Here is a 25,250-nt window from a genome sequence, read left to right as displayed (position 1 = left end):
GCCTCGGGTGGTACGACGGACGCAGGGCGTGTGTCGGCGGGAGGAGCGCCGATGGCGAGCAGACCCGAACGGTTGCTGCGGGGCGGCGACTCGCCGCTGAGCGCGTCGTTCCTGGAACTCTTCTTCGACCTGGCGTTCGTGCTCGCGCTCAGTCAGTTGGCCGCCCACCTGCTGCACGACCTCAGCCTGGCCGGCGCGCTGCGTACCGCCCTGCTGTTGACCGGGATCTGGTGGATCTGGGTGCCCACCACCTGGTTCGCCGACTGGTACGACCCGGAGAGTCCCGCGGTTCGGTGGTTGCTGGTGGGTGCCGCGCTGGGCAGCCTGCTGGCCGGGGTGGCGATCCCGCAGGCGCTGGACGGGCGGGGTCTGCTCTTCGCCGGCGCGTACGTCTCGGTGCACATCGTCCGGGGCGTGGTCACCACCGTCTGGCTGCGCGGTCATCCGCGACAGATTCGAACGCTGCGCATCCTCTGCTGGTTCAGCGTCTCCGCCGTACCGTGGTTGGTCGGTGGGTTTGTGCCGCAGTGGCGGGTGCCGCTCTGGGTGCTGGCCCTCGCCATCGACCTCACCGGCCCGCGCCTGCGCTGGCCCACGCCGGGGCTGGGCCGGACCGGGCGGCAGGAGTTGCACCTGGCTGGCAAGCACTTCGCCGAGCGGTACCAGCAGATCATGATCATCGCGCTCGGCGAACTCGTCCTGGTCGCCGGCCTCTCGTACGCCGGCACCGATCTCCACTTCCCGCAGACCGCCGCTTTCCTGCTGGTCTTCGCCACCGCCGTGCTGATCGGTCTGCTCTACGTCACGCCCGCCGGCCAGCGCCTCGGCCCCGCCATCGAGCGGGCCGATCCGGCCAGTCTCGGCGTCACCACCGGATATCTGCACCTCGTGATGATCGCCGGGCTGGTGGTCACCTCCGTCGGCGCCGAGTTGAGCATCTCGCATCCGCTGCGCACCGGTGACATGGCAGCGGTCCTGTTCATCCTGGGCGGCCCGATGCTGTTCCTCCTCGGGCGGATCCTCTTCTCGGCCGCGATCCACCGGCGACTCTCCTGGCCCCGGGTCGCCGCCCTGTTCGTGCTGGCCGGCGCGGCGGTTGTGCTGCGGATGCCGCTGCTGGCGGTCAGCGCCGTCGCCACCGGGGTGGTGCTCGCTGTGGTCGTCCTGGACCACGCGGGGATCTCGTACCGGCACCGAGCTGGCGCGTAGTCAATAAGCCTGACTAAAGTCAGGCATATGGACTCGGCTCTCATTGCCGCCGTGCGGCGCTTCAACCGGACGGTCACCCAACGGGTGGGCGCGCTCGACGACGAGTACATGGCCCAGGGGCGCCCGCTCGGGCAGGCCCGGCTGCTCTGGGAGATCGGCCCCGCCGGTGCCGAGGTCGCCGCGCTACGGGCCCGGCTCGGCCTGGACTCCGGATATCTCAGTCGACTCCTGCGCACCCTCGAGAACGACGGCCTCGTCACCGTCGGACCGGTCGACCAGGCCGGCGGCGACGGCCGGGTCCGCGTCGTCACGCTCACCGAGGCCGGCCGAACCCAGTGGACCGACCTCGACCGGCGGTCGGACAATCTCGCCGCCTCGATCCTCGAACCGCTCAGCGAACACCACCGCGAACGACTCGTCACCGCCATGGCCGAGGTCGAACGGCTGCTCATGGGCTCGATGGTCGTCATCGAGCCGTGCCCACCGAGCGACCCGCGAGCCCGTGCGTGCCTGCGGGCCTACGTCCGTGACATCGCACGACGATTCGACGGCGGGTTCGACCCCGCACTGAGCAAACCGCTCCCCGACGACGCGCTCGTCCCGCCCAACGGGGTGCTCCTGCTCGCCACCCTCAACAGCGAACCGATCGGCTGCGGGGCCGTCAAACTCCACCCCGTCGCGCCCGCCGAGGTCAAACGGGTGTGGGTGTCCGACACCGTACGCGGGCTCGGCGTCGGGCGGCGGCTGCTGGGTGAGCTGGAACGGTACGCCGCCGAGCGCGGCGCCACAGCGGTCCGGCTGGACACCAACCGCGACCTCACCGAGGCGATCGCCCTGTACCGGGCGACCGGTTACCGGGAGATCGAGGCGTACAACACCGAGCACTACGCCCACCACTGGTTCGAGAAGCAGCTCAGGCGGTGAGGCGACGCGTGCCCCAGTCCCCCGACGCCTGCCGGAGCCGTCGTGGGGACGGTCCGTTGTCGGGCCGCTGGTGCGTGATCGGCACCAGCGGCCCGTCGGCTCACCCCTTCACCGCGCCGGCGGTGAGCCCCTCGGTCAGGAAGCGCTGCCCCAGGGCGTACATGATCACCACGGGGATGCTGACCAGCAGCGACGCCGCGGCGAGTTGCCCTTGCGGCACGACGTCTCCGGCGATCATGGATTGCATCCCCACCGGGAGCGTCTTGTACTCGTCCTTCGTGATGAACACGAAGGCGAAGAGGAACTCGTTCCAGGCGTTGGTCAGGGTGAAGAGCGCGACCGCCAGCAGCCCTGGCTTGGCCAGCGGCAGCACCACCCGGCCGAACGCCTGGATGCGGCTGCACCCGTCGACCAGGGCGGCCTCCTCCAACTCGATGGGAATCGACGAGAAGTACCCCACCAGCAGCCAGGTGGCGAACGGCAGCGTGAAGGTCGGGTACGTCACCACCAGGGACCACAACGAGTCGGTGAGCCGGGCACCGATGAGCATCTGGTACAGCGGGATGAACAGCAGCGCGCCCGGCATCACGTAGGTGAGCAGCACCGTGACCGTGAAGCCCTGCGCCCCGCGGAACCGCAGCCGGGCCAGCGCATAGCCCGCCAGGGCGGCGCAGACCAGTGCCACAGCGGTCGACGCCGCGGACACCAGCAGGGTGTTGAGATACCAGCGGCCGAACGGTTGGTTGTCGAACAGGGCGCCGAACTGCTCAAGCGTCCACGGCGTCGGCCACAGGTCGTCGGTACGCATGACGACCTGGCCCTCGGACTTGAAGGCCGTGACGAAGATCCAGTACAGCGGGCCCAGCACGAAGAAGAGCAGGCCAGCCAGCGCGGCCCAGGAACCCAGCCCCGACACCACTGTCGACGAACGGCGACCACCTCGGGACTGGAGGGACGAGACCACCCGGCCGACGCCCGCCGCGATCAGCAGAATCACACCGAGGACCACCGCCGCCTTCCAGAAGATCTGCGGTGACGCCCAGAACAGCAGACCGGTGACCAGTGCGGTGACGACCCAGGGCATCGCCCTCCGCGCCGCTCCGGCCCACCGCTGCGCCCCGATCCGCAGCGCTGAGCGGCGTCGCCGGGGCAACTTGATGTTGGTGTCCTGGCGCAACAACCGGACCAGGACGAACACCAGCCCGCCGATGATCGGCAGCATGACGAGCGTGACCGCCGCGCCCGCGCCGTACTGCAACTGCAGGATGGCCTTCGAGTAGGCGATGAGCACGTACGGCGCTGTCACGTCGCCCGGGCCGCCCTGCGTCAGCAACCAGACGAGGTCGAAGTTGTTGAACGTCCAGATCGACGACAGGGTCACCGTCACGGTGATCACGTGGCGCAGTCCGGGCAGCGTCACGCTTCTGAACCGCTGCCACGACGAGGCACCGTCGATGGTCGCCGCCTCGTAGAGGTCCGCCGGGATGGCCTTCAACCCCGCGAGGAAGCACACGGTGAAGAACGGCACCCCTTTCCAGACGTTGACGAGGATCACCGACGGCATGGCCAGCTCCGGGTCGGACAGCCAGCCTGCGGGCCAACTGTCGACCAGGTGGGCGCTGGCCAGCAACGGCCCGATTCCGGTGGCGGTGAGCAGCGTGTTGACGCTGCCGAAGATCGGGTCGAGCAGCGCGCGCCAGCTGAACGCCGTCACCACCGTCGGCACCACCCACGGCACCAGGAGCAGCCCGGCCAGCACCGCCCGCCCACGTCGGCGATGGTGCAGCAGCAGGGCTGCGGCCAGGCCCAGCACGACCTTGAAGATCTCGGCGTACGCGGTGAATACGAACGAGTTCACCACGCCGGTGTGGAACTGGTCGTCGCCGACGAGCGCGAGATAGTTGTCCAGGCCGACGAAGACGGTGTCCTGCCCGTGCCGTTCGGTGGTGCTGGTGATGATCGACCGGGCGATCGGCACGAGGACGAGCCCACCGACCAGCACCGCCATCGGCGCCAGGAACAGGGCCGCGAGTCGCCAGTCGCGACCCAGCCGCCGCTGGACAGCGGTGAGGGAGCCGGGCCCCGACGGCGAAGATTTCCTCGCCGCCGGGACCCGGACAGGACGGACAGACCTCACTGCGGCAGCCCCTGCTGGTTGAAGATCTGCACCATCTTCGTGTGGGCGGCCGACACGGCCTGCGCCGGCGCGGTGCCCTGCACGACCTGCTGCATCATGTCGGTGAGGACGTAGGCCGACCCCACCGCCTGCTGGCCCGCGCTGGCCTTCTGTGGGAAGGTCAGGCCGTTCTTCGTGTTCAGCGGCAGCTTCAATTCAGTGATCTTGCGCAGCATCGGGAACGCCGGGTCACCACTGGTGAAGAACGGGTCGGCGTCCCAGACCTTCTCCCAGGCGGGCATCACCAGGCCGGGCGCCTCCTTCGCCACCCCGAGCAGCGCGGGCGCGCTGACCAGGTACTGCGCCAGGAGCTTGGCGAGCGCCGGGTTCTTGGCGCCCTTGAAGACGACGAAGCCCTGCGACTGGCCGAGCAGCAGCGGATTGTCGGTCGCCGGCCCGATGCAGTCGGAGAACACGTGGGTGTTGGCGTGCACCGGGTTCTTCTTGGTCCTGGAGTCCGCGTACACGCTGAACTGGTTGCGGGTGTAGCCGAGGATCCCGGCGAGCCAGTTCTCGTTGTTGCTGGTGTCGGTCCAGCTCGCGATCCCCGGCGGCAACATCGGCTTGTACTTCGGGTTGGTGTAGATGTCGCCGAGGAAGCTGACCGCCTGCACCGTCTCCGGGGAGTTGAAAGTGACCTTCCGGCCGTCATTGCCGGCGATCGACCCGCCGTAGGCGTTGATCAGCGCCTCGATCATGCCGTTGCCGTCACCGGACCGGTTCACCGTCATGCCCCAGCCGAAGCGGCGCTTGGCCGGATCGGAGATCTCCAGGCACAGGTCCCGCAGCTCCTCCCAGCTGTAGATGTCCTTGGGGGAGATGCCCTTGTCCTGCATCCAGTCCTTGCGTAGGAACGACCCGATCCCGATGAAGTGGTACGGGATGGCGAACCACTTGCCGTCGAAGACGCAGAAGTTCTTGGCCTCGGCGCAGGGCTCGCCGTACTTGGCGGTCAGCGCGTCGACGACGTCCGTCACGTCCTCCAGGTCCCCCAGCGCGTGGAACTGCGCGACGAACCGCGAGTCGGTCATGAACGCCAGGTCACGGGCCACCCCGCCCTTGACCTCGGCGTCGATCTTGGCCACCACGTCACCGGCGTCAGCCTGGACCAGGCTGTTCTCGATCTTCGTGCCGGTGGTGTCGGCGAACTTCTTGATCGAGCTGTCGAGGGCTTCGTTCGCCGCCGTCGAATACAGCTTCTGCGACAGCATGCCCATCGACGAGCCCTTCATCGCCGCCGCGGCGTCGATCAGCTCCTGCGGAACCTCCGGCTGCACCCTGCTGGGCGGGTCGGAGTCGCCCCCGCACGCGGCCAGACCGGCCGCGCCGAGCACCCCAACCCCCATCCCCAGAAAGCCGCGCCGTGACCACCCCGACTTGTCCTCCATGGACACTCGCCTCCTTCATCTCCCGCGCGCGGCTGCACGCCGAAGGCATGGCTGGCGGGCACCGCGACGGTTGTGCTCCAGTTGGTTTCTGCCGGCGACCACCGAGGGCCGCCCGTCGAGATCAGTGCGCCGGTGGGTTGCCACGGTGGTGGGCGGGTCCGCCCGTCACCGTGGGGCGTCCACGTCCGCGCGCATCGTCGGAGCCGCCCGAGGCACGTCGGGTGCCGCTCGTCGAATGGCGCGACGGGGTCGAGGCGATCGGCGACCGGGCCGAGGCAGTAGCGCTGACGTTCCAGTTCGGTCGGGTCACGGGACCACCGCCGTTCGAGATTTCGAACTAGGTTCGATATACCGTATCGAGTGGTCGCGACGCTAGAACAGTTCGAAGAACGATGTCAATGTTTCGATGTTGTTTCGAACCGAAAGCGGGAGGCTGCCTATCGAGGCTGCGCCCGGTAGCCCATGCGAGCCGACAGCGAGGCCGCCCCCTCGCGAACCAGCCCGGTCCACTCCACCTGCACCTCAGGCGTCCAACGGATGATCGGCGCGGACAAGCTCATCCCAGCGATGATCGCGCCGGTATGGTCCCGGATCGCCGCGGCGACACAGCGCATCGCGGTGTCCGACTCACCGATGTCGACAGCGACGCCCTCCACCCGGACCCGGTCCAGATGCTCACGAAGAACATCCGGATCGGTGATGCTGTCCGGCGTCATGCCCGGCAGGGGATCCTTCAGCAGGACGGCATCCAGGTCCGCCTCGTCGAGCGCCGACAGCAGCACCTTGCCCACCGCCGTGCAGTGGGCGGGCAGCCGCAGCCCGACCCCGGACACCATCCGAACCGGGTGGGTGCTGTCGAACTTGACCAGGTAGATGACATCGGCGCCGTCGAGCACCGCCACATGAACCGCCTCGTCGCACGCGGCGGCCACGTCCCGCGCGACGCCCTGCGCCTCGCGTACCAGATCAAGCCGACCCGCGAAGGCCGCGCCCAACTGGAACAACGGCATGCCGAGCCGATACTGCACGGGCTGACCCGGTATGGAGATCAGGTACGCGCGAGCCTCAAGCGTCACGAGCAACTCGTGGACGGTCGTGCGGGGCAGATCGAGTCGCTCCATCACCTGGCGGGCCGACAGTTGGGGGCAGTCCAGAAACAGTTCCAGGACGTCGAGTGCGCGGATGACCGCCGGTACCACACGGGGCATGTTCGATAGTCCCTTCGCAGTGCCGGACCCGTGTCAACGATCTCCACACGGGCCAGCACCTGAAGAGGATATCTACGTCAGCCACCGGCGCCAGGTGTCAACCTCGTCGTTGATCCGCTGCAACGCGCTCGGATTCCGAAGCGTTCAGGACCCGGTCGTCTGGAATCTGTGGACCGCGGCCTCGGCCACCCGGTTGAGGTGTTCCACGCCACCGGGCTTGTTGCCCTCCGACTGAACCACCACCAAGCTGGTGCCGGTCCGGACGAGGATGACGTCCCACTCCAGCGTGTCGAGACCCGATGTCGTGGCCTGGGTGAGGTGAAGGCTGTCATCGCCCAACCGCGGTCCGGCCGCGACCGCGAACCGATAGCTGCCGCCCTGGTCAGGCAGCACAAGCGTCGGGCAACCGTCGATGAACGTCCGCAGGTCCGCCATCGCTCGCCGTGCGCCGTCGTCGGTGTACGTCCTGAGGACCTCCGTTCCCACCCACAGATCATCGGGACCCGCGTCGAAGCTGAGGGTGGCTGCGGCTGTCGCTGACGGAGATCCGGTCAGCCGCCTCGCCGACAGCAGCGGGGTCATGCTGGGCGTACACGCCGCGCCGACGTCTGGACGTCGATCGCCAGCATCGAGTGCCATGGTGGTCGCGATCTCCACGGTGAAGCCGGGCGGTAACGACTCCGGGGTCACCAGGCGTGCGGACAGCGCTGCGGAGTACCCGGGCCCGCCGGTCGCCGGAACCGCTGGGGAGGGCGCATGTGTAGCTGTCGCCTGCTTCCTTGCCTGCGCGGACTGATCCGCCGCAGAGCCGCAGGCCGTCACAACGGAGACGATCGCCACCGCCACCAACCCACGCAGCAGAATCCTGTGCACCGGACAGCCTCCGCCTCTCGCCGAAAGAGCCCCAGCGTGCGACTCCAGCCATCCGATCCCACTGGGGGCATCGCCGATCAAGCTGACGTTACACAGAACCGGTATCAGTTGCGTCTGCCCCCTATGCTGCGCCAGGCAGTTGGTGCGAGCAGTCCATTAAGGAGCGTGGAGCCGCATGGCCGACGAGATCAAATACGAGTACAAGACCGTACGGCCAGTCCGCGGCACCGACGGCCTGGTCATCTCGAAGATGCAGAAGGATGGCTGGGAGCTCGTACAACAGACCCCAGGCACGCTTCGCTCCACCGTCAACTTCCGTCGGCCGAAGAAGCCGCAGCCGTGGCTCCTGATCGGCGCGGCAGCCGTCATCCTCGTGATCCTGGCCGTCGTCATCGGCACCGCCTCGGCACTCAGTGGCGGCGAAGACGAAAGGAGCGGCGGGTCAGAAAGATCGGGGGCTGCGGTGAGTGAGAAACCGGCTGCTACGCCCGCTCCGACCGCTGTCGAGTCGGCTGCCAGTGAGGTGATCACGCCGCAGAACAATCCGGAGTTCGCCGCGCTGCTGAAGGCGGAGGATTGCGACGACGCGAACCTGGCGTTCGCTACCAGGTACAAGGGCAAGACGGTCGCGTTCAACGGCTCGATCGTGAACATGGCGCCCCACGGTGACTACGACACCCGCTACGACTTCCTCCTGGGCCCAGGCGACAGGGGATCGAACACGACGGTCGGTCCGGCCTTCAAGTACGAGGACGTCAACATCCTCGATCTGAAGCTGACCGGCAAGAAGACCCCCGCCACCGTTGGCGTAGGAGACACGTTCCGCTTCGTCGCCGAGGTAGGTGAGTTCAAACCCGCCCAGTGCCTCTTCTTCCTCGACCCGATCTCGACGGAGGCCCGGTAATCCGTTCCGTCGGTCCTCCTCGCTAGGGTGCTGCCGTGGATCACGATGGTCGTACCCTGCCGACTCCTTTGTCCGAAGCTCATGAAGTCGGTTTCGACTACCGGGACGGCGACGGCGTCGACTTCGAGCCGTACCCTCACTTCCTCGACTCTGACGAGATTGCCGAGTGGTGGAGGGCGTGGACCGGAAACGCGGAGCTGGACGGGTCCGAGTTTCGGGCCTTCGGGCAGGACGGCACCGGCGGCCTCGCCGCGTTCTGGCTGGTGCGTCACGGTGAGCCGATCGAGCAGCAGCCGGTGGTGTTTCTCGGTTCGGAGGGCGATACGGGCGTCGTGGCCCAGGACCTGGGCGCCTACCTGTGGCTTCTCGCCGACGGCTTCGGCCCCTGGGAAGCGACGGCCTACCCCGACCACGAACACGAACCCCGTACCGATGCCCGCCTCGCGGAAATCGCCCAACGCTGGGCACCATCGCGTCGCAGGTCGGCGGACGAGGTCATTTCCGCAGCGCGGGAAGAGTTCCCCGGCTTCGATGACCTGATCGGCTCACTCTGCCGATAGTCGGCGCGAATGGGTGCTCGTCTAGAGGTGGCCGACGAGCGCCCCTTGCTATGCCGACCACCGGTTTGCCGGAACGGCCGACCGAACGCCGGGGTGGGCGCGATGCTGGGACCGAACGGCAGTCGATCGGCTGACACGTGCGGAGGTGGCAACGCATGCCCGACGATCCCCGGTACCAGGAGGCCCTCGACACCGCGGAGCGCCTCCTCGGCCAACCGTTGACCCTGCCGCTCGCCGACGGGGAACCCGCGGTCGGTCAGGACTTCCGGCGGCTGGCGACCGAGCACACCTTCGGCGACTCGTGGCCGCGACCGGGCCTGGACCTGCGGAGCCGCTGCCTGATCTCGGTGGCCGTCGCGGCGGCGCTGGGCACCCACGAGCCGCTGCGGGGGCAGTTGCGCATCGCGCTGACGTCCGGCGTGACCAAGGAGGAGATCGTCGAGCTCTTCATCCACCTGGAGGCGTACGCCGGGGCGGCCCGGGCGTTCGACAGCTACCAGGTGGCCGCGGCGGTCTTCGGCGAGCACCGCTGACGACACCGCCACCTATGAATTAGAAGTGCGCAGAAAAAGACAAATTCGCTTCGGGGTATCGGAGTCTTCTGTCGTCCGGATTCCGGCCGCGTTGTCCGGCTGCCTCTGGGCTGGTCCACGCCACGGCTAGGGGGCGACGCCACGTTGAGTGACCGGCGGAGGTGCGAATCCGGCCATCGCGATGTGAGTCGTCCGGCACCGGGGCATCCGAGCGCCCGTGGAGCACCCCCGGTCCCGGGTTCTGTCTCCTCGCCACCGGGCGGTGGAGAGCTATGGCGACCGCCCAGCAAGGAGGTCCCGCCGGCCGCGCCCATCCACGCGCTCGGGGCTGAACTCGGCACCGATGACCGGCGGCAGCGGGAGGCTCGTCCCTGGAGTCGACTTCTACCCTCTGCCCACGCTCTAGACTTCCCATAACGCAGGCATTATTTCTGGGCTACAGTGGGTGTGTGAGCGAGTGGGAGGTCGGCCTTACCGAGGGCGTCGAGGACTGGCTGCTTGACCTGGCGAAGTCTGACCCCGACTCCGCTGACCAGGTGGCTGCGGCCATTGATCTGCTCGCCTCCGAAGGTCCGGCGCTCGGTCGACCGTTGGTTGATCGAGTCAAAGGCTCGAACTACAAGAACATGAAGGAGTTGCGGCCAGGCTCGGCAGGGGGAACCGAGATCCGTATCCTGTTCGCCTTCGATCCTCAGCGGGAAGCCATCCTGCTGGTGGCGGGTGACAAGAGCGGCAACTGGAAGGGCTGGTACGAAACCAGCATCCTCGAAGCCGACAGGAAGTTCGCCGATCATCTGCGAGAGTTGAAGGGACAGCACTGATGGCGCGAAGCTGGCGGGATGTCCGCTCCCGCATGAACCTCGACGAGGCCAAGGTTGAGCAGCACAAGGAGCGCATGCGCGGCGAGGTACGCGCGACGCGGCTGCGCGAGATGCGCGAGAAGCGGGGCCTGACTCAGCAGCAGGTTGCCGACCGCATGAACGTTTCACAGCCGCGCGTCGTCGCCATCGAGAGCGGCGAACTGCCGAAGACTGAGGTCGGCACGGTTGCCCGGTACATCGCTGCCCTTGGCGGCAAGGCCGAGTTTGTTGCCGAGTTCGATGGCGAACGGGTGACCCTGAGTTGATGTCTGGGGCATGAGGGCGGTGCCGAGCGCTCGGCATACCAGTTGGGCCGTGCCGTACTTCGCGACCTCGGCCAGCGGCGGGACGACGGCCGCAGGCTGAGCGTTGTCGGCATCGATGAGGACCGCCAAGCGGGCGGTGCTCTGGTCAGCGCTTTCCATGCTTTCACCTACCTGCTAGGGGTGAGGTCGCCGCAGGTGTCACCGGCGGCTGCGAAGCGGGTGCCGGCGCAGGCGTGACGCGGATCGGCATGAGGAACGGGGCAGTAGCCAGAGCCTGGGCTCCGAAGCGGAAATACCCGAAGAGCACCGCGTGAGCCCATGCCGCGGGCCCGCTCAGTCGCAGCGGCTCGGAGTTGGCAAAGATGAGCACCACGCCCTGGTGGTCGAGGTGGTATTCCATGACGGCGGAGTGGTCGAACGACAACCACAGTCCGGAGGCGTAGCACCAGGTTCTGGTCGGTGTGAGCACGACTCTGGTGAGTTGCTGCTCGCGCCACTGCGGGCGGGCCAGACGTTCGGCCCGTGACCTGGCGCTGCTGTTGCCGATGGCGTTGGCGACCAGCGCGCCGGCGACGAAGCCCGCCGATCCGAAAGCCACCGCCGAGGTGTGGCTGCGGTGGCGACAGCGGTGAAGGTCCAGTGCCGGCTCTTCGGTGGTGGGGGCACGAACGACATGACCGACTGCCACTCCTCTTCGTCACTGCAGCGGTACGCTCCGACGCGAGAGCGTACCGCTTGATCGATGCGTGGTGGGTCTGGCAATCGGGTCCGCCCTGCCGAAGTTGGTGCATCGGCGGCTTGTTCGAAGGGGTGATGACGGCGATATCGACCAGACCCCGCAGTTGGCTGCGCAACGGAGCTGGCCGTGCGGCGCGACGACGTGTACGCCCAGCGGTGGGAGAAGGATGGCCGCAAGGGCTGGTACCCGCAGTTGGAGCGGCTGCCGGGGCAGATGTGGCAGGAGGTCGGTTTCCAGGGGGAGCCGACACATTATTCTGCAGCTCAGAGAGGGCTGTGGTGGGCCGCCAGGGACTCGAACCCTGAACCTATGGATTAAAAGTCCACAGCTCTGCCATTGAGCTAGCGGCCCGCGCGCTCAGGTTACCCGACCGTCTGCGGCCCGGCTGATGTCCGCCCCCGGTCCGGCGCAGCGATGCCGGTCTACGCCCGCGCCACAGGACCTCCGTAGACGGTGCAGGGCTCAGCGAGATGCTGGCGTACCGGCCTGACCTCTCCGGCGAACTTCCGCACCGCTTTGTCACCGGTATAGCTTCATCACCGATATATTGACGTCATGCCCACACCCATGCCGCTGCGGGAACCCACCTTCTTGATCCTCACCGCGCTCGCGCGGGAACCCATGCACGGCTACGGCATCACCAGCGACGTCGCGGCCCTCTCCGGTGGGCGGCTGGCGCTGCGGCCGGGAACCCTCTACGGCGCGCTCGACCGCCTCACCGACGAGGGGCTGGTCGAGCGGGACCGTGAGGAGGTCGTCGAGGGACGGCTGCGCCGCTACTACCGGCTCACCGAGGTTGGCCGGTCCGTGCTCACCGCCGAGACCGAACGGCTGCGTCGCAACGTCGAGGCCGCCACGCAGCGGTTACGTGCTCGACCTGCGGGCACCCGGGCCGCCGACGGCACCTCACGCGGCCCTCTCACGCCGGCCCGCCCCATTCTTCTTCCGACCGGAGGCCCGGCATGAACCAGCCCCACCCCACGCAGGATCAGGCCGGGTCGCCGCTGGAGTCTCGCTACCGGCGGCTGCTGTGGGCCTACCCAAGTGATTACCGGGTTGAGCGGGGCGACGAGATCGTCGGGACGTACCTCGACACCGTCGATCCGGGGCGACGCTGGCCATCCCCACACGACGCCGTCGACCTGCTCGGCGCCGGGCTCCGGGAGCGTCTGCGCGGGTACGGCGCTCTCGGGCTGGTCGCGGCTCTCCCGCTGGCCGCGACCGCCGCGCTGAACAGCCTGGTCGCGCTCTCCGTTTTCCTGCTCCTACAGGTCGAGTTCGAAGATCCCCGCTTCGCCGGGCTGGATTCGGTCGGCCCGTTCCAGACCCTCGGGGCCGTCATCTGGCTGGGCTGGCTGCTCGTCGCGGTCGCCGCCACGACGCTGCCGGGGAACTGGGCCCGCTCTGTCGCGGCCGGCGGTCTCCTGCTGACCGTTGTCGTGCCGCCCGTGGCCGCCGCCACCGGGCAGCCGGGGCCGCCGCTGTTCGTGCTGGTCCCCGCCGTCGCGCTCGGCCTGGCCACGCTCGCGCTGCCCTCCCATCCCGGCTTGGGGGCGCGGAGCCTGCCGCTGCTCACTGCCGGTTGTGTGACGGTCGCATCGGTGGCATTCAGCGCCACCGAGCACGGCGGGAACATGTTCACCTCGTACGGCTCGACCCCTGAGCTGTTGGCGATGTTCGGGGGGTTGGTGTTCGCACTGGTCCTGCTCGTCGGTCTCGGCCGCGCCCTGCGAGCGGACGACGCCGGCCTCTGGGCGACAGTGCTGCTCGCCACCCCGGCCGCCCTGTTCGGTGCCAATCAGCTCAGCCAGGGGATCTGGGGCAGCCAGGGAGGGGGACCGACCTCGGCCGCCTACGCCAGCACGACCGGGACGATCCTTCTGGTCGGCGCGGCACTGCTGGCAGCGGCCCTGGCCGGCCAGGCCGCCCGACACCAGACCGTACGTCGGCGGGTGCTCGACGACGCCTGCCCGACCTGCGGACACCGCTCGACCGCCACCGCACGGGCCTGACGTCAGGCAGGACCCAGGCGGCGGGACTCGGGATCCCGGAAGTCGGGCCGTCCTGGGCGCTCGGATACCGCGACTTCCAGGAAGTCGGGTGGATCAAGGGGCGCGGTGGTGGGTGGTTGAGCTGCTGCTGGGCGGGTACGGGGTCGGGCATGCGGATCGTGGTGGTGGGGGCTAGCGGCAACGTCGGTACGGCGCTGCTGCGGCGGCTGCGCCGGGAGCGGGGCGTTGAGCTGGCCGGGGTCGTTCGGCGGTTGCCCGGCCCGGATGCCGGCGAGCCGTACGACCAGGTGGAGTGGCACTCCTGCGACATCGGCGCGCCGGGCGCGGCCGGGCAGCTCGCCGAGGTGTTCTCGGGTGCGGACGCGGTGGTGCACCTGGCCTGGCAGATCCAGCCCAGCCACGACCAGCGGGTGCTGCGCCGGACCAACGTCGAGGGCAGCCGGGCGGTGATCAACGCGGTGGTCCAGGCCGGCGTGCCGGCCCTGGTGTACGCCTCGTCGGTCGGCACCTACGCCCCCGGCCCGAAGGACCACCCGATCAGTGAGCGCTGGCCGGCCACCGGTGTGCCCGGTTCGTCGTACAGCGAGCACAAGGCCGAGGTGGAGGCGCTGCTGGACGGGCTCGAACGGGATCATCCGACGCTGCGGGTGGTACGGATGCGCCCCGGGTTGATCTTCCAGCGGGCCGCCGGTGCGGAGATCACGCGTTACTTCCTCGGCCCGTTCGCGCCGGTGCGGCTGCTGCGCTTCGGCCGGATCCCACTGGTGCCGACCAACCCCCGGTTGCGGATGCAGGCGGTGCACGCCGATGACGTGGCTGACGCGTACACCCGGGCGGTGTTGGGTGATGCGCGCGGTGCCTTCAACGTCGCCGCGGACCCGGTGCTCACTCCGGAGCTGGTGGCCCGGCACTTCCATGGTTGGACGGTGCCGGTCGCCGCGCCGGTGCTGCGGGCGGCGGCGGGGCTGACCTGGCGGGCGCGGCTGCAACCGGTCGACGCGGGCTGGGTGGAGCTGGGTCTGAACGCCCCGCTGATGTCCAGCGAGCGCGCGGAGACCGAACTGGGCTGGCAGCCGAAGATCAGCGCGCTGACGGCGCTCAAGGAACTCTTCGCCGGAATGGCCGACGGCGACCACACCTCAAGCCCACCGATGTCCGGCGCGCGAGACCTGCCCGGCCGCCCCGCCGCCCTCATCCACGCCCGCCCCCCAGGCGAAGGAAACCCCTACTGACCCACCCCACCCCTTCAGCTCGGTGATCAAGAGCTTTCGGTCAGAAAGCATCGCCAAGATGACGGAAATCTCTTGATCACGGAGGCGGGGGGCGGGGGCAGGGACGGGCGGGGCGGGAGGGGTGGTTAGGAGAGCTTGGAGTTGGTGAGGGTGGGGTTGCGGGCACCCAGGAAGAAGATGCCGGGGAAGCCGCGAGTCTCGAACGTGGCGCTGGGGTTGCGCCGCAGGGTCGAGTTTTCGATCCTCATCGTGCCGGTGCGGTTGTTGCTCACGAAGAAGACCGCGCCGCCACCCTCGTTGGCCTTGTTGTTCTCGATGATCGTGCCGGCGATCCGTACGGTGAACTCGTTGCCGTCGCAGTAGATCGCGCCGCCGCTGCCGCCGCCGGGCGTACCGGACTTGGCCGGGTTGGCGCCGCTGCCGATCGCCTCGTTGTTCCTGAGCAGGCTGTTCAGCACCACCCACGACACACCGATGCTGCTCAACGCCCCTCCGTTGGAGCAGGAGCCGCCGTCGAAGGTGCTGCCCACCACGTACACCGGCTTGTTCTCGTACTGACTCAGCACCCGGACGGCCGCGCCACCCAGGTCGGGGCCGGTGCGGTCGCAGCGGTTGCGGACGAAACGCGAGTTGACCACCTTCAGCCGCCCGCCGCGTACGAAGATCGCCCCACCGCCGCCGCCCTCGGCCTTCTCGCCGGTCGAGTTGCCGTCGGCGAAGGTGAGGTTCTGCACGGTGAGCTGCGGGTGATCCTGGTTCTGGCAGTGCGAGGTGGTGAAGCCCTGGGCCTCGTCGCAGGTGTTCATGTAGAGGATGCGGCGCTGCCCCTGGCCGCTCAGCGTGACGGTGCCGCCGCCGTCCAGCACGATCTTCGGCCCGTTGGCGTTGCGGACCTTGGCGGTGGCGGCCATCTTGATCGTCACCGGGGCCGGTCCACAGTTGAACGTGATGACTCCGCCGGCCGCGACGGCCTTCACCACCGCCGCGGAGGTGCAGCTCGCCGGGGTGCCCGTGCCGATTCTCCGGGTCGGCTTCGAGGTGTCCACCGCTCGCGCCTCGACCGGCACGGTGGCCCTGCCGCTCGGGTTGCCGGCGGCCAGCACCTTGTTGGCCGGCTTCGGGCTGGCGCTGGACCCCGGGCCGCCGAGGCCGTCGCGAGCCCCCGGCGCCTCACCCGGGCCGTCGGTGGGCGGGGCCGTCGGCGAGGCGGTCGAGCCGGCCTCGAAGGTGGGGGCCGGGTCGTTGGGCGCGCAGGCGGGCAGGGTCGCGGTGGCGACACCGAGGGCGAGGAGAGCGGCAAGCGACGTCAGGCGCACCCCGTGATGCTAATGCCTGTTTCATAAGAACCGGCCGGCCTGCGGCGGGCCCGGACGACGACCGGCGGCGTTGGTCATCAGCTGTGGGAGAGGGCGAAGGCGGTCAGGAAGCCGGCCACGGTGATCAGACCGACCAGCAGGTGCGCGTTCTCGAACGCCTCCGGGACCATGGTGTCGGTGATCATGGCGAGGATCGCGCCGGCGGCCAACGCGGTGATGGCGGCCAGCACCTCGGGCGGCGCGCCGCCCAGCAGCGTGTTGCCGACCAGCGCGGCGACGCCACTGATCAACGCGATTCCGCTCCAGAGCAGGAACACGTACCGTCGGCTGCGACCGGCCTGGCGCATGCCGGCGGCGCTGGACAGCCCCTCCGGAACGTTGCTGAGGAACACCGCCGCCACCGTGACCAGGCTGACCGCGCCGCCGCCGAGCAGGCTGGCGCCGATCACGACCGATTCCGGTACGCCGTCGAGCAGCGCGCCGACGGCGAGCGCCGAGCCGGAACCAGGCTGCTCGCTCTCGGAGGGTTGCTGGTCGCCGGACCGCTTCCGGTGCCGGGCGCCGTGCCGGGCGAGCGCCATGTTGGCCACTGTGTAGACCACCGCGCCGGCGGCAGCGCCGAGAGCGGTGGGCAGCAGCCCGCCCTGCGCGTGCGCCTCGGCGATCAACTCGAACGACACGGCGGAGAGCAGCACTCCCGCGCCGAACGCCATGATCGACGCGATGACGCGCTGCGGCACCCGGGCGAACCAGCCGACCGCCGCCCCGACCAGCAGCGCCGACCCGGCCAGCAAACCCCAGCCACCCGCCTGTAACCACTCCGGCATTCGCGGGACCGTACCCACGTGCGCCGAAGCGACAAACCCGTTTGTGAGGAGGGCTCAGAAGTCCGCGAAGAGGTACGGCACCCGGCGGGGGAAGAGGCCGCGCAACTCCGTGGCGGCGTCCACCGGCACCTCGCCCAGACCGCGCAGTGGCAGCTCGGCCGGGTCCAGCACCCCGTACGCGAGGGCGGAGAGCCCGGCGGCGGTGAGCGTGGCGGTCGGCGTGCGGCCGGTGGTGTCGTCGACCAACACCAGCGCCCCGGTCGTGCCGTCGAGCAGGTGGGTGCCGGCCAACCAGCGGTCCCCGGTCAGCTCGATCCGCACCCGGCCGGGGCCCGCGGGCAGCCCGCTCAGCGCGTCCAGCGACAGCAGCCGGGCCATCGGCGCGGACGCACCCGGCACCCGCGTACGGGCCTCGACGTGCACGTCCAGGTCGGTCAGCCACAGCTCGGGCAACTCGTCCGGCGGAACCTGAACGGTGATCCGTTCGATCTGGTCGACGTGCCGGGCGAAGAACTGCAACAGCAGCGCCCGCGCGAGCGGGTCGGTGACCAGCAGCTCGTTGCCGTGCAGCGTGCCGCCGTACTCGTCGATCCGGTACGTCACCGCGCCGGTGACCTCCCCGCCGACCCGGGCGGTGAGCAGCCAGTACTCGTCACGGTCACGCATTCCGACCGCCCGGTGGTCCGGAAAGATCGCGAAGCCGTGTCGTTCCTGGAGGTTGCGTTCGGTGAACGCCCGCCATGCCGGATAGCCGGCGGCGACGCGTTCCCAGCCGACCTCGCCGGGCAGATCCACCCGCAGCAGCGAGCCCAGGTTGGCCGGGCTGAAGGTGACCCGGCGCGGCTTGGGCAGCCCGACGTAGCCGAACCGGGCGTAGAAGCTGGGCCGGAACGGATAGAGCGCGCTGAGCGGATGGCCCTCGTCGCGCATCTCGTCGAGGAGTTGGTGCAGCAACGTCCGCACGTGCCCCTGCCGGCGGGCCAGCGGATGGGTCGCCACCCCGGCGACACCGGCCATCGGCAGCACCACCCCGCGCAGGTTCTGTCGCATGGGGATGGCCGAGACGGCGGCCAACGTGCTGCCGTCCTCCTCGGCGATCAACGTCCGGTTGCCCTGGTTGTAGGGCAGGTAGTCGCGGAACTCCGCCGTCCGGGCGGCGCTGAGTGGCGAGGACTCGAAGGCGTACGCGGCCAGCGGAAAGCTGGTGGTGAGACGGTCGTCGTCGGTCACCCGGCGAATGGTCATTCGCCCATCTCAACCCGCCGCGCGGGTCACAGCAACCGGATTGGCCCGATCCACGGCCGGCCCGGCGTCAGCCGACCGGCAGGTGCCGCAGGTGGCGACGGCGGCGCAGGCGGACGCTGGCCACCGCGGTCGTGGCGAACAGCGCGGCGGTGCTCACCGCCCAGCCCACGCCGAGCAGCAGCGAGCGAACCGACTGCCCGAGGTAGGCGTCCCGCCGGATCAGGTAGAAGGTCAACGGCATCAACAACAACAGCAGGAGTACGCCTCGACGCCGCAGCAGCTCCCGCAGGGTCATCTCGGCGACGGTGACGAGCCGGTTCACGGGCGGCCTCCCTGGATGCCGGGCGCGTGCCACCCGGACTCGTGTGCCGGGGTCAGGTCGAGCACGATGTCCACCCGGTCGAGTTGGTTGAGCAGGTGGGTCACCACGACGATGGCCGTGCCGGCGTCGCGCAACCTGCTGAGCTGGTCCCAGAAGTTGACGTACGTGCCCTGGTCGAAGCCCTGGTACGGCTCGTCGAGCAGCAGCACGTCGGGGGCGCTGAGCGTGGACATGGTCAGGTTGAGCTTCTGTCTGGTGCCACCGGAGAGGTGGCGGGCCTGCACGTCGCCGCCCGCCTCCCAGCCGAGCTGGCGGGCCGCCGCCCGACCCGCGCGGCGGGCCGGGCCCCGGGCCACACCCTGCCCGGCGCCGACCAGCACGAAGTGCTCGTCGGCCAGCAGGAAGTCGGCGGTGCCGCCGGACTGCGGGCAGTAGCCGAGCCGCCCGGAGACGGTCACCTCACCGGCGTCGGGCGACATGAGGCCGGCGCAGATCCGGAGGAAGGTGCTCTTGCCGCAGCCGTTCGCGCCGACGACGGCGGCGATCTGTCCGGCCCGGACGGTGAGCGTGGCGTCGCGCAGCACGGTTTGCCGCCCGTACCGCTTGGTGATGCCTGCCGCGTGCAGCCGGACTGGCCCGGGGCGCGGTCCGGGCGCGGTGCCGATGCTCTCCACGACAGCGCCCGCGTACTGCTGGGGTGGGCCGAAGACGACCCAGGGGTCGCCGCCGCCCTCGCGGAGGTGCGTGGCGGCCTCGGCGACCACGTGCCGTGCGGCGTCCGCCGCGACCCGGCGCTGGTGCAGCTCCGCTGTGAGCGTACGCAGCCAATCGTCGGCGTTCACCGGCTGACCCCCTTCGTGACGATGTCGTTCACCGGCCGGACGAAGGTGAGCCAGGCGCTGCCGCCGGCGCGGAGCGCCACGTGCCCGTCGTCGGTGAGCCGGTAGTACTTACGGGCCGGCCCGGCGTTGCCCTCCCGCCACTGCGCGGTCACCAGGCCGGTCTTCTGTAGGCGCAGCAGCACCGGGTAGAGCGTGCCGCCCTGGATCGGCCCGACGCCCGCCGCATCGAGCGCCTGGGCGAGTTGGTAGCCGTAGGACTCGCCTTCGGACAGCAGGGCCAGGACGCAGATGTCGAGCACCCCCCGCAGCCACTGCCCACGCCGGTCGGAATCCACGCGTCGGACAGTAGCGGCGCTAGCTAGATGGCACAACCACCTACTGTGGCAGCGGTACCCGAACCAGCCGGTTCGGGTGAGCCGCCGAGAAAGCCGTACGGGTCAGCGGGCGACGACGTCGGAGACCACGACCGTGACGTTGTCCGGTGCGCCGGCGTGGTGAGCCAGCTTCACCAGCTGCTCACCGCACTGCTGGCGGTCGGCGTACATGCCCAGGGCCGCGGCGATGGCCTCGTCCTCGACGTAGTCGGAGAGCCCGTCGCTGCACAGCAGCAGCCGGTCGCCGGCCACCACGGTGAGCACCCCGACCGCCGGTGGGGTGTCGGCGCCCTGCACTGCCCGGGTCACCAGGGACCGCTGCGGGTGGTGGCGGGCCTGCTCCGGCGAGAGGGTGCCCTGATCCACAAGCGCCTGAACGAACGTGTCGTCCCGGGTGAGCTGGGTCAGCTCCCCCTCGCGCAGTAGGTAGCAGCGGGAGTCGCCCACCTGGGCCAGCACCAGTGTCTCCCCGGCCAGCAGCGCCGCGGTGAGCGTCGTACCCATGCCGTCCCGGCTCGGGTCGACGGTGATGGCGGCGTGGATGCGCTGGTTGGCGGTGCTGACCACGGCACGCAGCGCGTCGGCGGCGCCGTCGGGGTCGGTGGGGGGAGCCAGCTCGTCCAGGATCCGGATCACGATCTCGCTCGCCACCTCACCCGCAGGCAGCCCGCCCATGCCGTCGGCGACGGCGATCAGGCGGTCACCGGCGAGGGCGGAGTCCTCGTTGTTGGTGCGCACCAAGCCGATGTCGTTGAGGATGACCGAGCGGAGGATCAGCGTCATGGGGTCAAGCTTGCCAAGAACAACCCGCATTCGTCTCTACGCCTCCTACCTAGGTCGAGAAATGATTGCGATTTTCGTCGACGAGGCCGACGGTCCGTGACCGATCGGCGGGATCTCAGCGGCGCGGATAGCGCAGCAGCAGGCTCGCCGCGACCTCCTCGTCGCCCACCGCCGCGTAGCTGTGTGGCACGTCCGACACCCAGCGGAGGTGGCCGCCGGCCGTGGCCGTCAGCGGTGCGTCGGCCGGCCCGGCGCGCAGCACCCCGGCGAACACGGTGACGTGCTCGGTGACTCCCGCCGGGTGGGCGGGGGATAGTTGGCCGGGGCCGGGCGCGACCCGCATCCGGTACAGCTCGTAGGTCGCGTCGGTGTCGGTGAAGACCTCCAGCAGGGTGGCGGTGACCGCGGTGCCGTGCACGGTGGGCCCGGCGGCCGGCTCCGCCAGAACCGCCGTCAGCGGTACGCCGAGCTGCGCGGTGACCGCCCAGAGCGTCTCCAGGGTCGGGTTGCGGGTGCCGTGCTCCAGGCCGGAGAGAGTGGCCTTTCCGACACCGGCGAGCCGGGCGAGTGTGGACAGCGAGATCCCCTGCTCCTCGCGCAGGGCGCGGACCCGGCGCCCGACGATGGCGGGATCCACGTCGAGGCCCGGGCGGGGGGCTGGTGGTGGGTGCGGCACCCGGCTATCGTGCTACACGCTTCCGTTCCGTAAACGGAACAGCTCGGAGGGGTGTGGTGGCCGGACGCGTGCAACCGTTGCTGGCAGGGGTGGTGACCGCGCTGGTGGGCTTCGCCAGCTCGTTCACCGTCGTGCTGGCCGGGCTCCGAGCGGCGGGCGCGTCGGACGCACAGGCCGCCTCCGGCCTGCTTGCTCTCTGCGTGGCGAGTGGGTTCGCCGCCGCCTGGATGGGCTGGCGATACCGGATACCGATGAGCGTGGCCTGGTCCACTCCGGGCGCGGCGCTGCTGGTGGCGACCGGGCCCCCGCCGGGAGGATGGCCGGTAGCGGTGGGCGCGTTCCTCGTCTCCGGAGTGCTGGTCGTAGCGGCCGGGTTGTTTCCGCCGCTCGGCCGTGCGGTAGCCGCCATCCCCAAGCCGGTGGCCGGCGCCATGCTCGCCGGGGTGCTGTTGCCGCTGTGCACCGCCCCGGTCCGCGCGCTGGTCGAGTTGCCGGTGGTGGCCGGATCGGTGGTGGCCGGCTGGCTGCTGCTGCACCGGTTCGCCCGACGCTGGGCGGTGCCCGGTGCGCTGGTGGTGGCCGTGGCGGCGATCGCACTGACCGCACCGCCGACCGGCCTCACCGGTGCCGCGCTGATCCCGTCGGTCACGCTGACCGCGCCAGCCTGGAACGCGTCCGCACTCGTCGGGTTGGCCCTGCCGCTGTTCCTGGTCACCATGGCCGCGCAGAACGTGCCCGGCATGGCGGTGCTGGTCGGCTACGGCTACCGGCCGCCGTTCGGCGCCGCACTGCGCACCACCGGCCTGGCCAGCCTGCTGGCCGCCCCGGCCGGCGGGCACGCGGTGAACCTCGCGGCGATCACCGCCGCGCTGGCCGCCGGTCCCGACGCGCACCCTGACCCGGAGCGCCGTTGGATCGCCTCGGTCACCGCAGGTGCCGGGCTGGCCGTGCTCGGACTGGGCGCCGGCGCGGCCACCACGCTGGTGGCGGTCGCCCCACCGATCCTCATCGAGGCGGTCGCCGGGCTGGCGCTGCTGGGTGCCCTCGCCACCGCGCTCGCTGCGGCGGTGACCGACCCGGCGACCCGGGAGGCCGCCGTGGTCACCTTCGTGGTGACCGCGTCCGGGGTGACGCTGATCGGCGTGGGCGGCGCGTTCTGGGGCCTGGTCGCGGGCTGCCTGATGCTGCTGCTCTTCCACCGCCGCCAACCCACCCCAGCTGCGCCCACCCCAGCTGCGCCCACCCCCGCTGCGCCCGACGAGCCCGCCTCCGCCGCCGCTCCGGACAGGCCCGCGCCCGACGAGCCCGCTCCCGCCGCGTCGGACAGATCCACTCGGGTTCCATGAAGTCGGGCCGTCCCGAGGCTCCGGACACCCCGATGTCCGTGTACCCGAGTCGATCAGGGCGGTTGGGTCACTCCTCGGGCGGCAGGTCGGCCACCCCGACGGCCAGGAGGACCCGGCCGTCGGCCACCGACCCGATCCGGTCGGCCGGTACGTAGACCGCGCCGGTGCGGGTCAGGTCGGTCGAGACCTTCAGATAGCCGCTGTGCAGCAGTCGCGCCGCCAGATCGGCTGGGACGTCCGGCTCCTCGACCGCGGTCGCCTCGATCAGCTCGTCCAGGCTGCTGCCCGGGTCGGCGGTCGGTGTCTGCACGGTCACCGCGTTCGGGTCGCCCCGCTGGACGAGGTCCACGGTGCCGACCTCGGTGCCAGCCGAGTCGATCACCCGCATCCCGGTGGTGATCCGCGAGATGGTCGCCTGCTGCTCGTCCTGCTGGTCCATCCCGCTGCGGTTCCCAGCGCAGCGCGCCGCTAAACGCCGCCGCCCACCCACCCCACCCATCCGCCGCGGGCTCGCCCACCCACCCCACCCATCCGCCGCGGGCTCGCCTGCCCGTCCCGCCCAGCCGAGCCCACCCCCGCCGGAAGGCTCGGCACCGGGCGGTGGCCGGGGCTGCAACACGCAGGGCTGGTCGACACCCGCCACCCAACGGCGGCCGCGACCTCGGTGCGGTCGCACCTCGTCCCAGAGCAGCGGCTCGGTGGTGGCCGTCCCGGGGGCGGTGGCTCGGTGGTGGCCGGTCCGGGGGCGATGGCTCGGTGGTGGCCGGTCCGGGGGCGATGGGCCGGTGGGCTCGGAGGGGTCCGGTCTGGAGGTAGTGGGCTGGGGAGGCGGTGGGCTCGGTGGTGGCCGGTCCGTGGCGGTGGGTCTGGGAGGCAATGGCTCAGGGAGCGTGATGACTGTGAATCATATTTATGCCTCAGAGTCATCACCGGCAAAATCAATACCGCCCCCACGGGCCGCGCAAGGTGGCGGCGGCGGGCCGCTACGCCAGCCCCTAGCCCCAGCACGCGGCAGGCGGCACGGTGTTCCGCGCGCTCAGGTGTTCGGGAGGGTCCAGCTGCCGGGTGGGCGGGGGGACAGCTCCCGCCAGGTGTCCGGGCCGTCGAGCAGCGCCCGGACGGTGTCCTCGGCCTCGTCCGCACTGCCGTACTCGTAGAAACGGGAGATGCCCTCGGCGCCACCGGCCCGCTGCTCGACGTGCCAGCGGTCGGCGTCCACCCGGAGGAAGACGTCCCGCCGGGCCAGTCGCCCCCACTTCCCGTTCCACCAGTGCTTCCGCTGCTCCATGGCGGGACTCTATCGAACACACGTACGAGAAGGTGCGGCCCCTGCGGGAATCCCACAGGGGCCGATGTGCATCCGTTCGGATCAGCGCTGCGTCGGCGGCTCCGGGCGGCGGCCTAGCACGTCGTCCAGCGCCCCACGCTGCTGGCCGGGGGTGGTGTGGCCGGCGGAGACCAGGGCGTCCCGGATCTCGGTGAGCAGCTTGACCTCCTCGCTCGGCGCCGCCGGTGGCGGCTCCTCGCCCCGCTGCCGGCGCTCGGCCAGCTTGTTCATCGGGTAGACGACCAGGAAGTAGAGCGCCGCCGCGGTCAGCAGGAAGGTGATCACCGCGTTGACGAAGGCGATCCAGTCGAACGGGATGCCACGGAAGTTGGGTGCCGTGCCGGCCAGACCCTTGTCGCTGCCGGTGATGAGCAGCACGAAGACCCGGATCAGCGGGTCGAGGAACGACTTGGTGAGTTGGGTGACCACGCCCGTGAACGCGGCGCCGATGACGACACCGACCGCCAGGTCGACGACGTTGCCGCGCATGATGAAGTCTTTGAAGCCCTTGAGCATCCGTACTCCCGAGGTGTCCGCTTTTCTGTCGGGCACAACCTATGCCCGTTCGGCGGGTTCCAGAAAAGCGCCGGCTTCGAGCGCCGCCCGGCCGGCATCGCCGGCTCGGATCGCCTCGACGAGCCGGGTGTGGTCGACGTAGCGCTCGGGCGTGAGTTCCCCGCCCATGGCCTGGGCGACCGTGCTGCGCAGGGCGGTGCCCACCGAGGCGTACAGCTCGGCGAGCATGGCGTTGTGCGCGGCGGCGACCACCGCGGTGTGCAGTGCCGCGTCGGCCTCGACGAACGCGTCGACCCGGCCGCCGTGCCAGGCGGCCTCGCGCTGGGCGAGCGCGCCGTCGAGCGCCGCCAGGTCCTCCGGGGTACGCCGCAACGCGGCGAGCCGGGCGGCCTCCACCTCGAAGGCGCGGCGTACCTCGATGACCTCGGTCATCCGGTCGTCGCCGAGTCGGCGGGCGACCACCGGGGCCAGTTCGTCGGTGGACACCACGTAGGTGCCGGAGCCCTGCCGGCACTCCAGCACCCCGGCGTGCACCAGGGCGCGAACCGCCTCGCGGACCGTGTTGCGCCCGACGCCCAGCGCGGCGACCAGTTGTGGCTCGGTGGGGATGCGCCCTCCGACGGGCCATTCGCCGCCCAGGATGCGGGCGCGGAGCTGTTCGGTGGTCTGCCGGACCCGGTGGCCGCGGGGTGGCACGGCGGACTGGCCGCGGGGCGGTGCCGGCGGCGCTGAGGGGAATTCAACCGACGGTGGCACTGGTTACATCACCGGTCCCAAATTCATCCCATGATT

General features: G+C 70.3%; 28 protein-coding genes and 1 tRNA gene. 11 read left to right on the top strand and 18 right to left on the bottom strand.

Annotated features, from left to right (window positions below; all coding sequences use genetic code 11):
• The first annotated feature begins 51 nt into the window (after positions 1 to 51).
• Together ACZ6NZ_RS03185 and ACZ6NZ_RS03180 are read left to right on the top strand one after the other, a co-directional pair.
• Positions 52 to 1,209 carry a low temperature requirement protein A gene (locus ACZ6NZ_RS03185; RefSeq protein ID WP_465855301.1) on the top strand — a complete coding sequence of 386 codons (1,158 nt, stop codon included), beginning with the start codon at positions 52 to 54 and terminating at the stop codon, positions 1,207 to 1,209.
• Between the two features lie 27 nt (positions 1,210 to 1,236).
• Entirely contained in the window at positions 1,237 to 2,133 is an 897-nt protein-coding gene (locus tag ACZ6NZ_RS03180) for a GNAT family N-acetyltransferase (protein WP_465855299.1), read from the top strand.
• 100 nt (positions 2,134 to 2,233) lie between these two features.
• On the opposite strand, the gene ACZ6NZ_RS03175 is transcribed toward ACZ6NZ_RS03180, so the two are convergent.
• From ACZ6NZ_RS03175 to ACZ6NZ_RS03160, 4 genes are all read right to left on the bottom strand, one after another.
• Positions 2,234 to 4,141, bottom strand: coding sequence for an ABC transporter permease (locus tag ACZ6NZ_RS03175; RefSeq protein WP_465855297.1), 1,908 nt, complete (start codon positions 4,139 to 4,141; stop codon positions 2,234 to 2,236).
• Between the two features lie 125 nt (positions 4,142 to 4,266).
• Positions 4,267 to 5,697 carry an extracellular solute-binding protein gene (locus ACZ6NZ_RS03170; protein WP_465855295.1) on the bottom strand — a complete coding sequence of 477 codons (1,431 nt, stop codon included), beginning with the start codon at positions 5,695 to 5,697 and terminating at the stop codon, positions 4,267 to 4,269.
• Between the two features lie 437 nt (positions 5,698 to 6,134).
• A complete protein-coding gene (locus ACZ6NZ_RS03165; protein WP_366605953.1) occupies positions 6,135 to 6,905 on the bottom strand; it encodes an IclR family transcriptional regulator in 771 nt (256 codons plus the stop codon).
• A 144-nt stretch (positions 6,906 to 7,049) separates the two neighbouring features.
• The gene (locus ACZ6NZ_RS03160; protein WP_465855293.1) at positions 7,050 to 7,391 is read right to left on the bottom strand and encodes a hypothetical protein; all 342 of its coding nucleotides are present in this window, start codon (positions 7,389 to 7,391) and stop codon (positions 7,050 to 7,052) included.
• 562 nt (positions 7,392 to 7,953) lie between these two features.
• Between ACZ6NZ_RS03160 and ACZ6NZ_RS03155 the strand changes: the two genes are divergently transcribed.
• From ACZ6NZ_RS03155 to ACZ6NZ_RS03135, 5 genes are all read left to right on the top strand, one after another.
• Entirely contained in the window at positions 7,954 to 8,682 is a 729-nt protein-coding gene (locus tag ACZ6NZ_RS03155; protein ID WP_465855291.1) for a DUF4839 domain-containing protein, read from the top strand.
• A gap of 35 nt (positions 8,683 to 8,717) precedes the next feature.
• Complete coding sequence (locus ACZ6NZ_RS03150; RefSeq protein ID WP_465855289.1) at positions 8,718 to 9,242, top strand: SMI1/KNR4 family protein; 525 nt, start codon at positions 8,718 to 8,720, stop codon at positions 9,240 to 9,242.
• A gap of 155 nt (positions 9,243 to 9,397) precedes the next feature.
• Positions 9,398 to 9,775, top strand: coding sequence for a carboxymuconolactone decarboxylase family protein (locus ACZ6NZ_RS03145; protein WP_366605945.1), 378 nt, complete (start codon positions 9,398 to 9,400; stop codon positions 9,773 to 9,775).
• Positions 9,776 to 10,224: 449 nt separating this feature from the next.
• On the top strand, positions 10,225 to 10,596 hold the full coding sequence (locus tag ACZ6NZ_RS03140; RefSeq protein WP_465855287.1) for a type II toxin-antitoxin system RelE/ParE family toxin: 372 nt from the start codon (positions 10,225 to 10,227) through the stop codon (positions 10,594 to 10,596).
• 32 nt (positions 10,597 to 10,628) lie between these two features.
• Positions 10,629 to 10,901, top strand: a complete 273-nt coding sequence (locus ACZ6NZ_RS03135) for a helix-turn-helix domain-containing protein (RefSeq protein WP_465855285.1) — start codon at positions 10,629 to 10,631, stop codon at positions 10,899 to 10,901.
• A gap of 163 nt (positions 10,902 to 11,064) precedes the next feature.
• Here ACZ6NZ_RS03135 and ACZ6NZ_RS03130 read toward each other — a convergent pair whose 3' ends face one another.
• Positions 11,065 to 11,499 carry a hypothetical protein gene (locus ACZ6NZ_RS03130; RefSeq protein ID WP_465855283.1) on the bottom strand — a complete coding sequence of 145 codons (435 nt, stop codon included), beginning with the start codon at positions 11,497 to 11,499 and terminating at the stop codon, positions 11,065 to 11,067.
• 417 nt (positions 11,500 to 11,916) lie between these two features.
• A tRNA-Lys gene (locus ACZ6NZ_RS03125) sits at positions 11,917 to 11,991 on the bottom strand.
• A 204-nt stretch (positions 11,992 to 12,195) separates the two neighbouring features.
• Between ACZ6NZ_RS03125 and ACZ6NZ_RS03120 the strand changes: the two genes are divergently transcribed.
• From ACZ6NZ_RS03120 to ACZ6NZ_RS03110, 3 genes are all read left to right on the top strand, one after another.
• Positions 12,196 to 12,606, top strand: a complete 411-nt coding sequence (locus ACZ6NZ_RS03120; RefSeq protein WP_465855281.1) for a PadR family transcriptional regulator — start codon at positions 12,196 to 12,198, stop codon at positions 12,604 to 12,606.
• Complete coding sequence (locus tag ACZ6NZ_RS03115; protein ID WP_465855279.1) at positions 12,603 to 13,652, top strand: GlsB/YeaQ/YmgE family stress response membrane protein; 1,050 nt, start codon at positions 12,603 to 12,605, stop codon at positions 13,650 to 13,652. The genes ACZ6NZ_RS03120 and ACZ6NZ_RS03115 overlap by 4 nt, the downstream gene beginning before the upstream one ends.
• Positions 13,653 to 13,801: 149 nt before the next feature.
• Positions 13,802 to 14,884: an NAD-dependent epimerase/dehydratase family protein gene (locus ACZ6NZ_RS03110; protein ID WP_465855277.1), complete on the top strand. Its 1,083-nt coding sequence runs from the start codon at positions 13,802 to 13,804 to the stop codon at positions 14,882 to 14,884.
• 125 nt (positions 14,885 to 15,009) lie between these two features.
• Here the strand turns inward: ACZ6NZ_RS03110 and ACZ6NZ_RS03105 are convergent, their stop codons facing one another.
• The 8 genes from ACZ6NZ_RS03105 to ACZ6NZ_RS03070 all read right to left on the bottom strand — a co-directional run bounded on the left by ACZ6NZ_RS03105 (position 15,010) and on the right by ACZ6NZ_RS03070 (position 21,269).
• Positions 15,010 to 16,200, bottom strand: a complete 1,191-nt coding sequence (locus ACZ6NZ_RS03105; protein WP_465855275.1) for a hypothetical protein — start codon at positions 16,198 to 16,200, stop codon at positions 15,010 to 15,012.
• A gap of 77 nt (positions 16,201 to 16,277) precedes the next feature.
• Positions 16,278 to 17,027, bottom strand: a complete 750-nt coding sequence (locus ACZ6NZ_RS03100) for a ZIP family metal transporter (RefSeq protein WP_465855273.1) — start codon at positions 17,025 to 17,027, stop codon at positions 16,278 to 16,280.
• A 54-nt stretch (positions 17,028 to 17,081) separates the two neighbouring features.
• Positions 17,082 to 18,272, bottom strand: coding sequence for a GNAT family N-acetyltransferase (locus tag ACZ6NZ_RS03095; RefSeq protein ID WP_465855271.1), 1,191 nt, complete (start codon positions 18,270 to 18,272; stop codon positions 17,082 to 17,084).
• Positions 18,273 to 18,339: 67 nt separating this feature from the next.
• Positions 18,340 to 18,594 (bottom strand): hypothetical protein, encoded by a 255-nt coding sequence (locus ACZ6NZ_RS03090; protein ID WP_465855269.1) that lies wholly within the window; start codon positions 18,592 to 18,594, stop codon positions 18,340 to 18,342.
• A complete protein-coding gene (locus ACZ6NZ_RS03085; RefSeq protein ID WP_465855267.1) occupies positions 18,591 to 19,436 on the bottom strand; it encodes an ATP-binding cassette domain-containing protein in 846 nt (281 codons plus the stop codon). Before ACZ6NZ_RS03085 ends, ACZ6NZ_RS03090 begins: the two co-directional genes overlap by 4 nt.
• On the bottom strand, positions 19,433 to 19,771 hold the full coding sequence (locus tag ACZ6NZ_RS03080; RefSeq protein ID WP_465855265.1) for a PadR family transcriptional regulator: 339 nt from the start codon (positions 19,769 to 19,771) through the stop codon (positions 19,433 to 19,435). The genes ACZ6NZ_RS03085 and ACZ6NZ_RS03080 overlap by 4 nt, the downstream gene beginning before the upstream one ends.
• 102 nt (positions 19,772 to 19,873) lie before the next feature.
• Positions 19,874 to 20,593 (bottom strand): PP2C family protein-serine/threonine phosphatase, encoded by a 720-nt coding sequence (locus ACZ6NZ_RS03075; protein ID WP_355004776.1) that lies wholly within the window; start codon positions 20,591 to 20,593, stop codon positions 19,874 to 19,876.
• Between the two features lie 115 nt (positions 20,594 to 20,708).
• Positions 20,709 to 21,269: a helix-turn-helix domain-containing protein gene (locus tag ACZ6NZ_RS03070; protein WP_465855263.1), complete on the bottom strand. Its 561-nt coding sequence runs from the start codon at positions 21,267 to 21,269 to the stop codon at positions 20,709 to 20,711.
• 56 nt (positions 21,270 to 21,325) lie between these two features.
• On the opposite strand from ACZ6NZ_RS03070, the gene ACZ6NZ_RS03065 reads away from it, so the two are divergent.
• Complete coding sequence (locus ACZ6NZ_RS03065) at positions 21,326 to 22,615, top strand: benzoate/H(+) symporter BenE family transporter (protein WP_465855261.1); 1,290 nt, start codon at positions 21,326 to 21,328, stop codon at positions 22,613 to 22,615.
• A 67-nt stretch (positions 22,616 to 22,682) separates the two neighbouring features.
• Here ACZ6NZ_RS03065 and ACZ6NZ_RS03060 read toward each other — a convergent pair whose 3' ends face one another.
• From ACZ6NZ_RS03060 to ACZ6NZ_RS03045, 4 genes are all read right to left on the bottom strand, one after another.
• Positions 22,683 to 23,054: a hypothetical protein gene (locus ACZ6NZ_RS03060; protein ID WP_465855259.1), complete on the bottom strand. Its 372-nt coding sequence runs from the start codon at positions 23,052 to 23,054 to the stop codon at positions 22,683 to 22,685.
• A gap of 597 nt (positions 23,055 to 23,651) precedes the next feature.
• Positions 23,652 to 23,903 carry a hypothetical protein gene (locus tag ACZ6NZ_RS03055; RefSeq protein ID WP_278143440.1) on the bottom strand — a complete coding sequence of 84 codons (252 nt, stop codon included), beginning with the start codon at positions 23,901 to 23,903 and terminating at the stop codon, positions 23,652 to 23,654.
• Between the two features lie 81 nt (positions 23,904 to 23,984).
• Positions 23,985 to 24,458, bottom strand: a complete 474-nt coding sequence (mscL, locus tag ACZ6NZ_RS03050; RefSeq protein WP_465855917.1) for a large conductance mechanosensitive channel protein MscL — start codon at positions 24,456 to 24,458, stop codon at positions 23,985 to 23,987.
• 39 nt (positions 24,459 to 24,497) lie between these two features.
• A complete protein-coding gene (locus tag ACZ6NZ_RS03045) occupies positions 24,498 to 25,214 on the bottom strand; it encodes a FadR/GntR family transcriptional regulator (RefSeq protein ID WP_465855257.1) in 717 nt (238 codons plus the stop codon).
• Positions 25,215 to 25,250 lie beyond the last annotated feature (36 nt).

The sequence above is a fragment of the Micromonospora sp. NPDC047756 genome (assembly GCF_055587245.1).
Note: the sequence above shows the minus strand (reverse complement) of the source record. Positions and strands in the feature narration are given on the sequence as shown.

Excerpts from the sequence above, each read along its gene's own strand:
- ACZ6NZ_RS03185 (WP_465855301.1), top strand. The coding sequence starts at position 52 with ATGGCGAGCAGACCCGAACGGTTGCTGCGGGGCGGCGACTCGCCGCTG.
- ACZ6NZ_RS03180 (WP_465855299.1), top strand. The coding sequence starts at position 1,237 with ATGGACTCGGCTCTCATTGCCGCCGTGCGGCGCTTCAACCGGACGGTC.
- ACZ6NZ_RS03175 (WP_465855297.1), bottom strand. The coding sequence starts at position 4,141 with ATGGCGGTGCTGGTCGGTGGGCTCGTCCTCGTGCCGATCGCCCGGTCG.
- ACZ6NZ_RS03170 (WP_465855295.1), bottom strand. The coding sequence starts at position 5,697 with ATGGAGGACAAGTCGGGGTGGTCACGGCGCGGCTTTCTGGGGATGGGG.
- ACZ6NZ_RS03165 (WP_366605953.1), bottom strand. The coding sequence starts at position 6,905 with ATGCCCCGTGTGGTACCGGCGGTCATCCGCGCACTCGACGTCCTGGAA.
- ACZ6NZ_RS03155 (WP_465855291.1), top strand. The coding sequence starts at position 7,954 with ATGGCCGACGAGATCAAATACGAGTACAAGACCGTACGGCCAGTCCGC.
- ACZ6NZ_RS03145 (WP_366605945.1), top strand. The coding sequence starts at position 9,398 with ATGCCCGACGATCCCCGGTACCAGGAGGCCCTCGACACCGCGGAGCGC.
- ACZ6NZ_RS03135 (WP_465855285.1), top strand. The coding sequence starts at position 10,629 with ATGAACCTCGACGAGGCCAAGGTTGAGCAGCACAAGGAGCGCATGCGC.
- ACZ6NZ_RS03120 (WP_465855281.1), top strand. The coding sequence starts at position 12,196 with ATGCCCACACCCATGCCGCTGCGGGAACCCACCTTCTTGATCCTCACC.
- ACZ6NZ_RS03115 (WP_465855279.1), top strand. The coding sequence starts at position 12,603 with ATGAACCAGCCCCACCCCACGCAGGATCAGGCCGGGTCGCCGCTGGAG.
- ACZ6NZ_RS03110 (WP_465855277.1), top strand. The coding sequence starts at position 13,802 with ATGCGGATCGTGGTGGTGGGGGCTAGCGGCAACGTCGGTACGGCGCTG.
- ACZ6NZ_RS03100 (WP_465855273.1), bottom strand. The coding sequence starts at position 17,027 with ATGCCGGAGTGGTTACAGGCGGGTGGCTGGGGTTTGCTGGCCGGGTCG.
- ACZ6NZ_RS03095 (WP_465855271.1), bottom strand. The coding sequence starts at position 18,272 with ATGACCATTCGCCGGGTGACCGACGACGACCGTCTCACCACCAGCTTT.
- ACZ6NZ_RS03075 (WP_355004776.1), bottom strand. The coding sequence starts at position 20,593 with ATGACGCTGATCCTCCGCTCGGTCATCCTCAACGACATCGGCTTGGTG.
- ACZ6NZ_RS03060 (WP_465855259.1), bottom strand. The coding sequence starts at position 23,054 with ATGGACCAGCAGGACGAGCAGCAGGCGACCATCTCGCGGATCACCACC.
- ACZ6NZ_RS03055 (WP_278143440.1), bottom strand. The coding sequence starts at position 23,903 with ATGGAGCAGCGGAAGCACTGGTGGAACGGGAAGTGGGGGCGACTGGCC.
- mscL (WP_465855917.1), bottom strand. The coding sequence starts at position 24,458 with ATGCTCAAGGGCTTCAAAGACTTCATCATGCGCGGCAACGTCGTCGAC.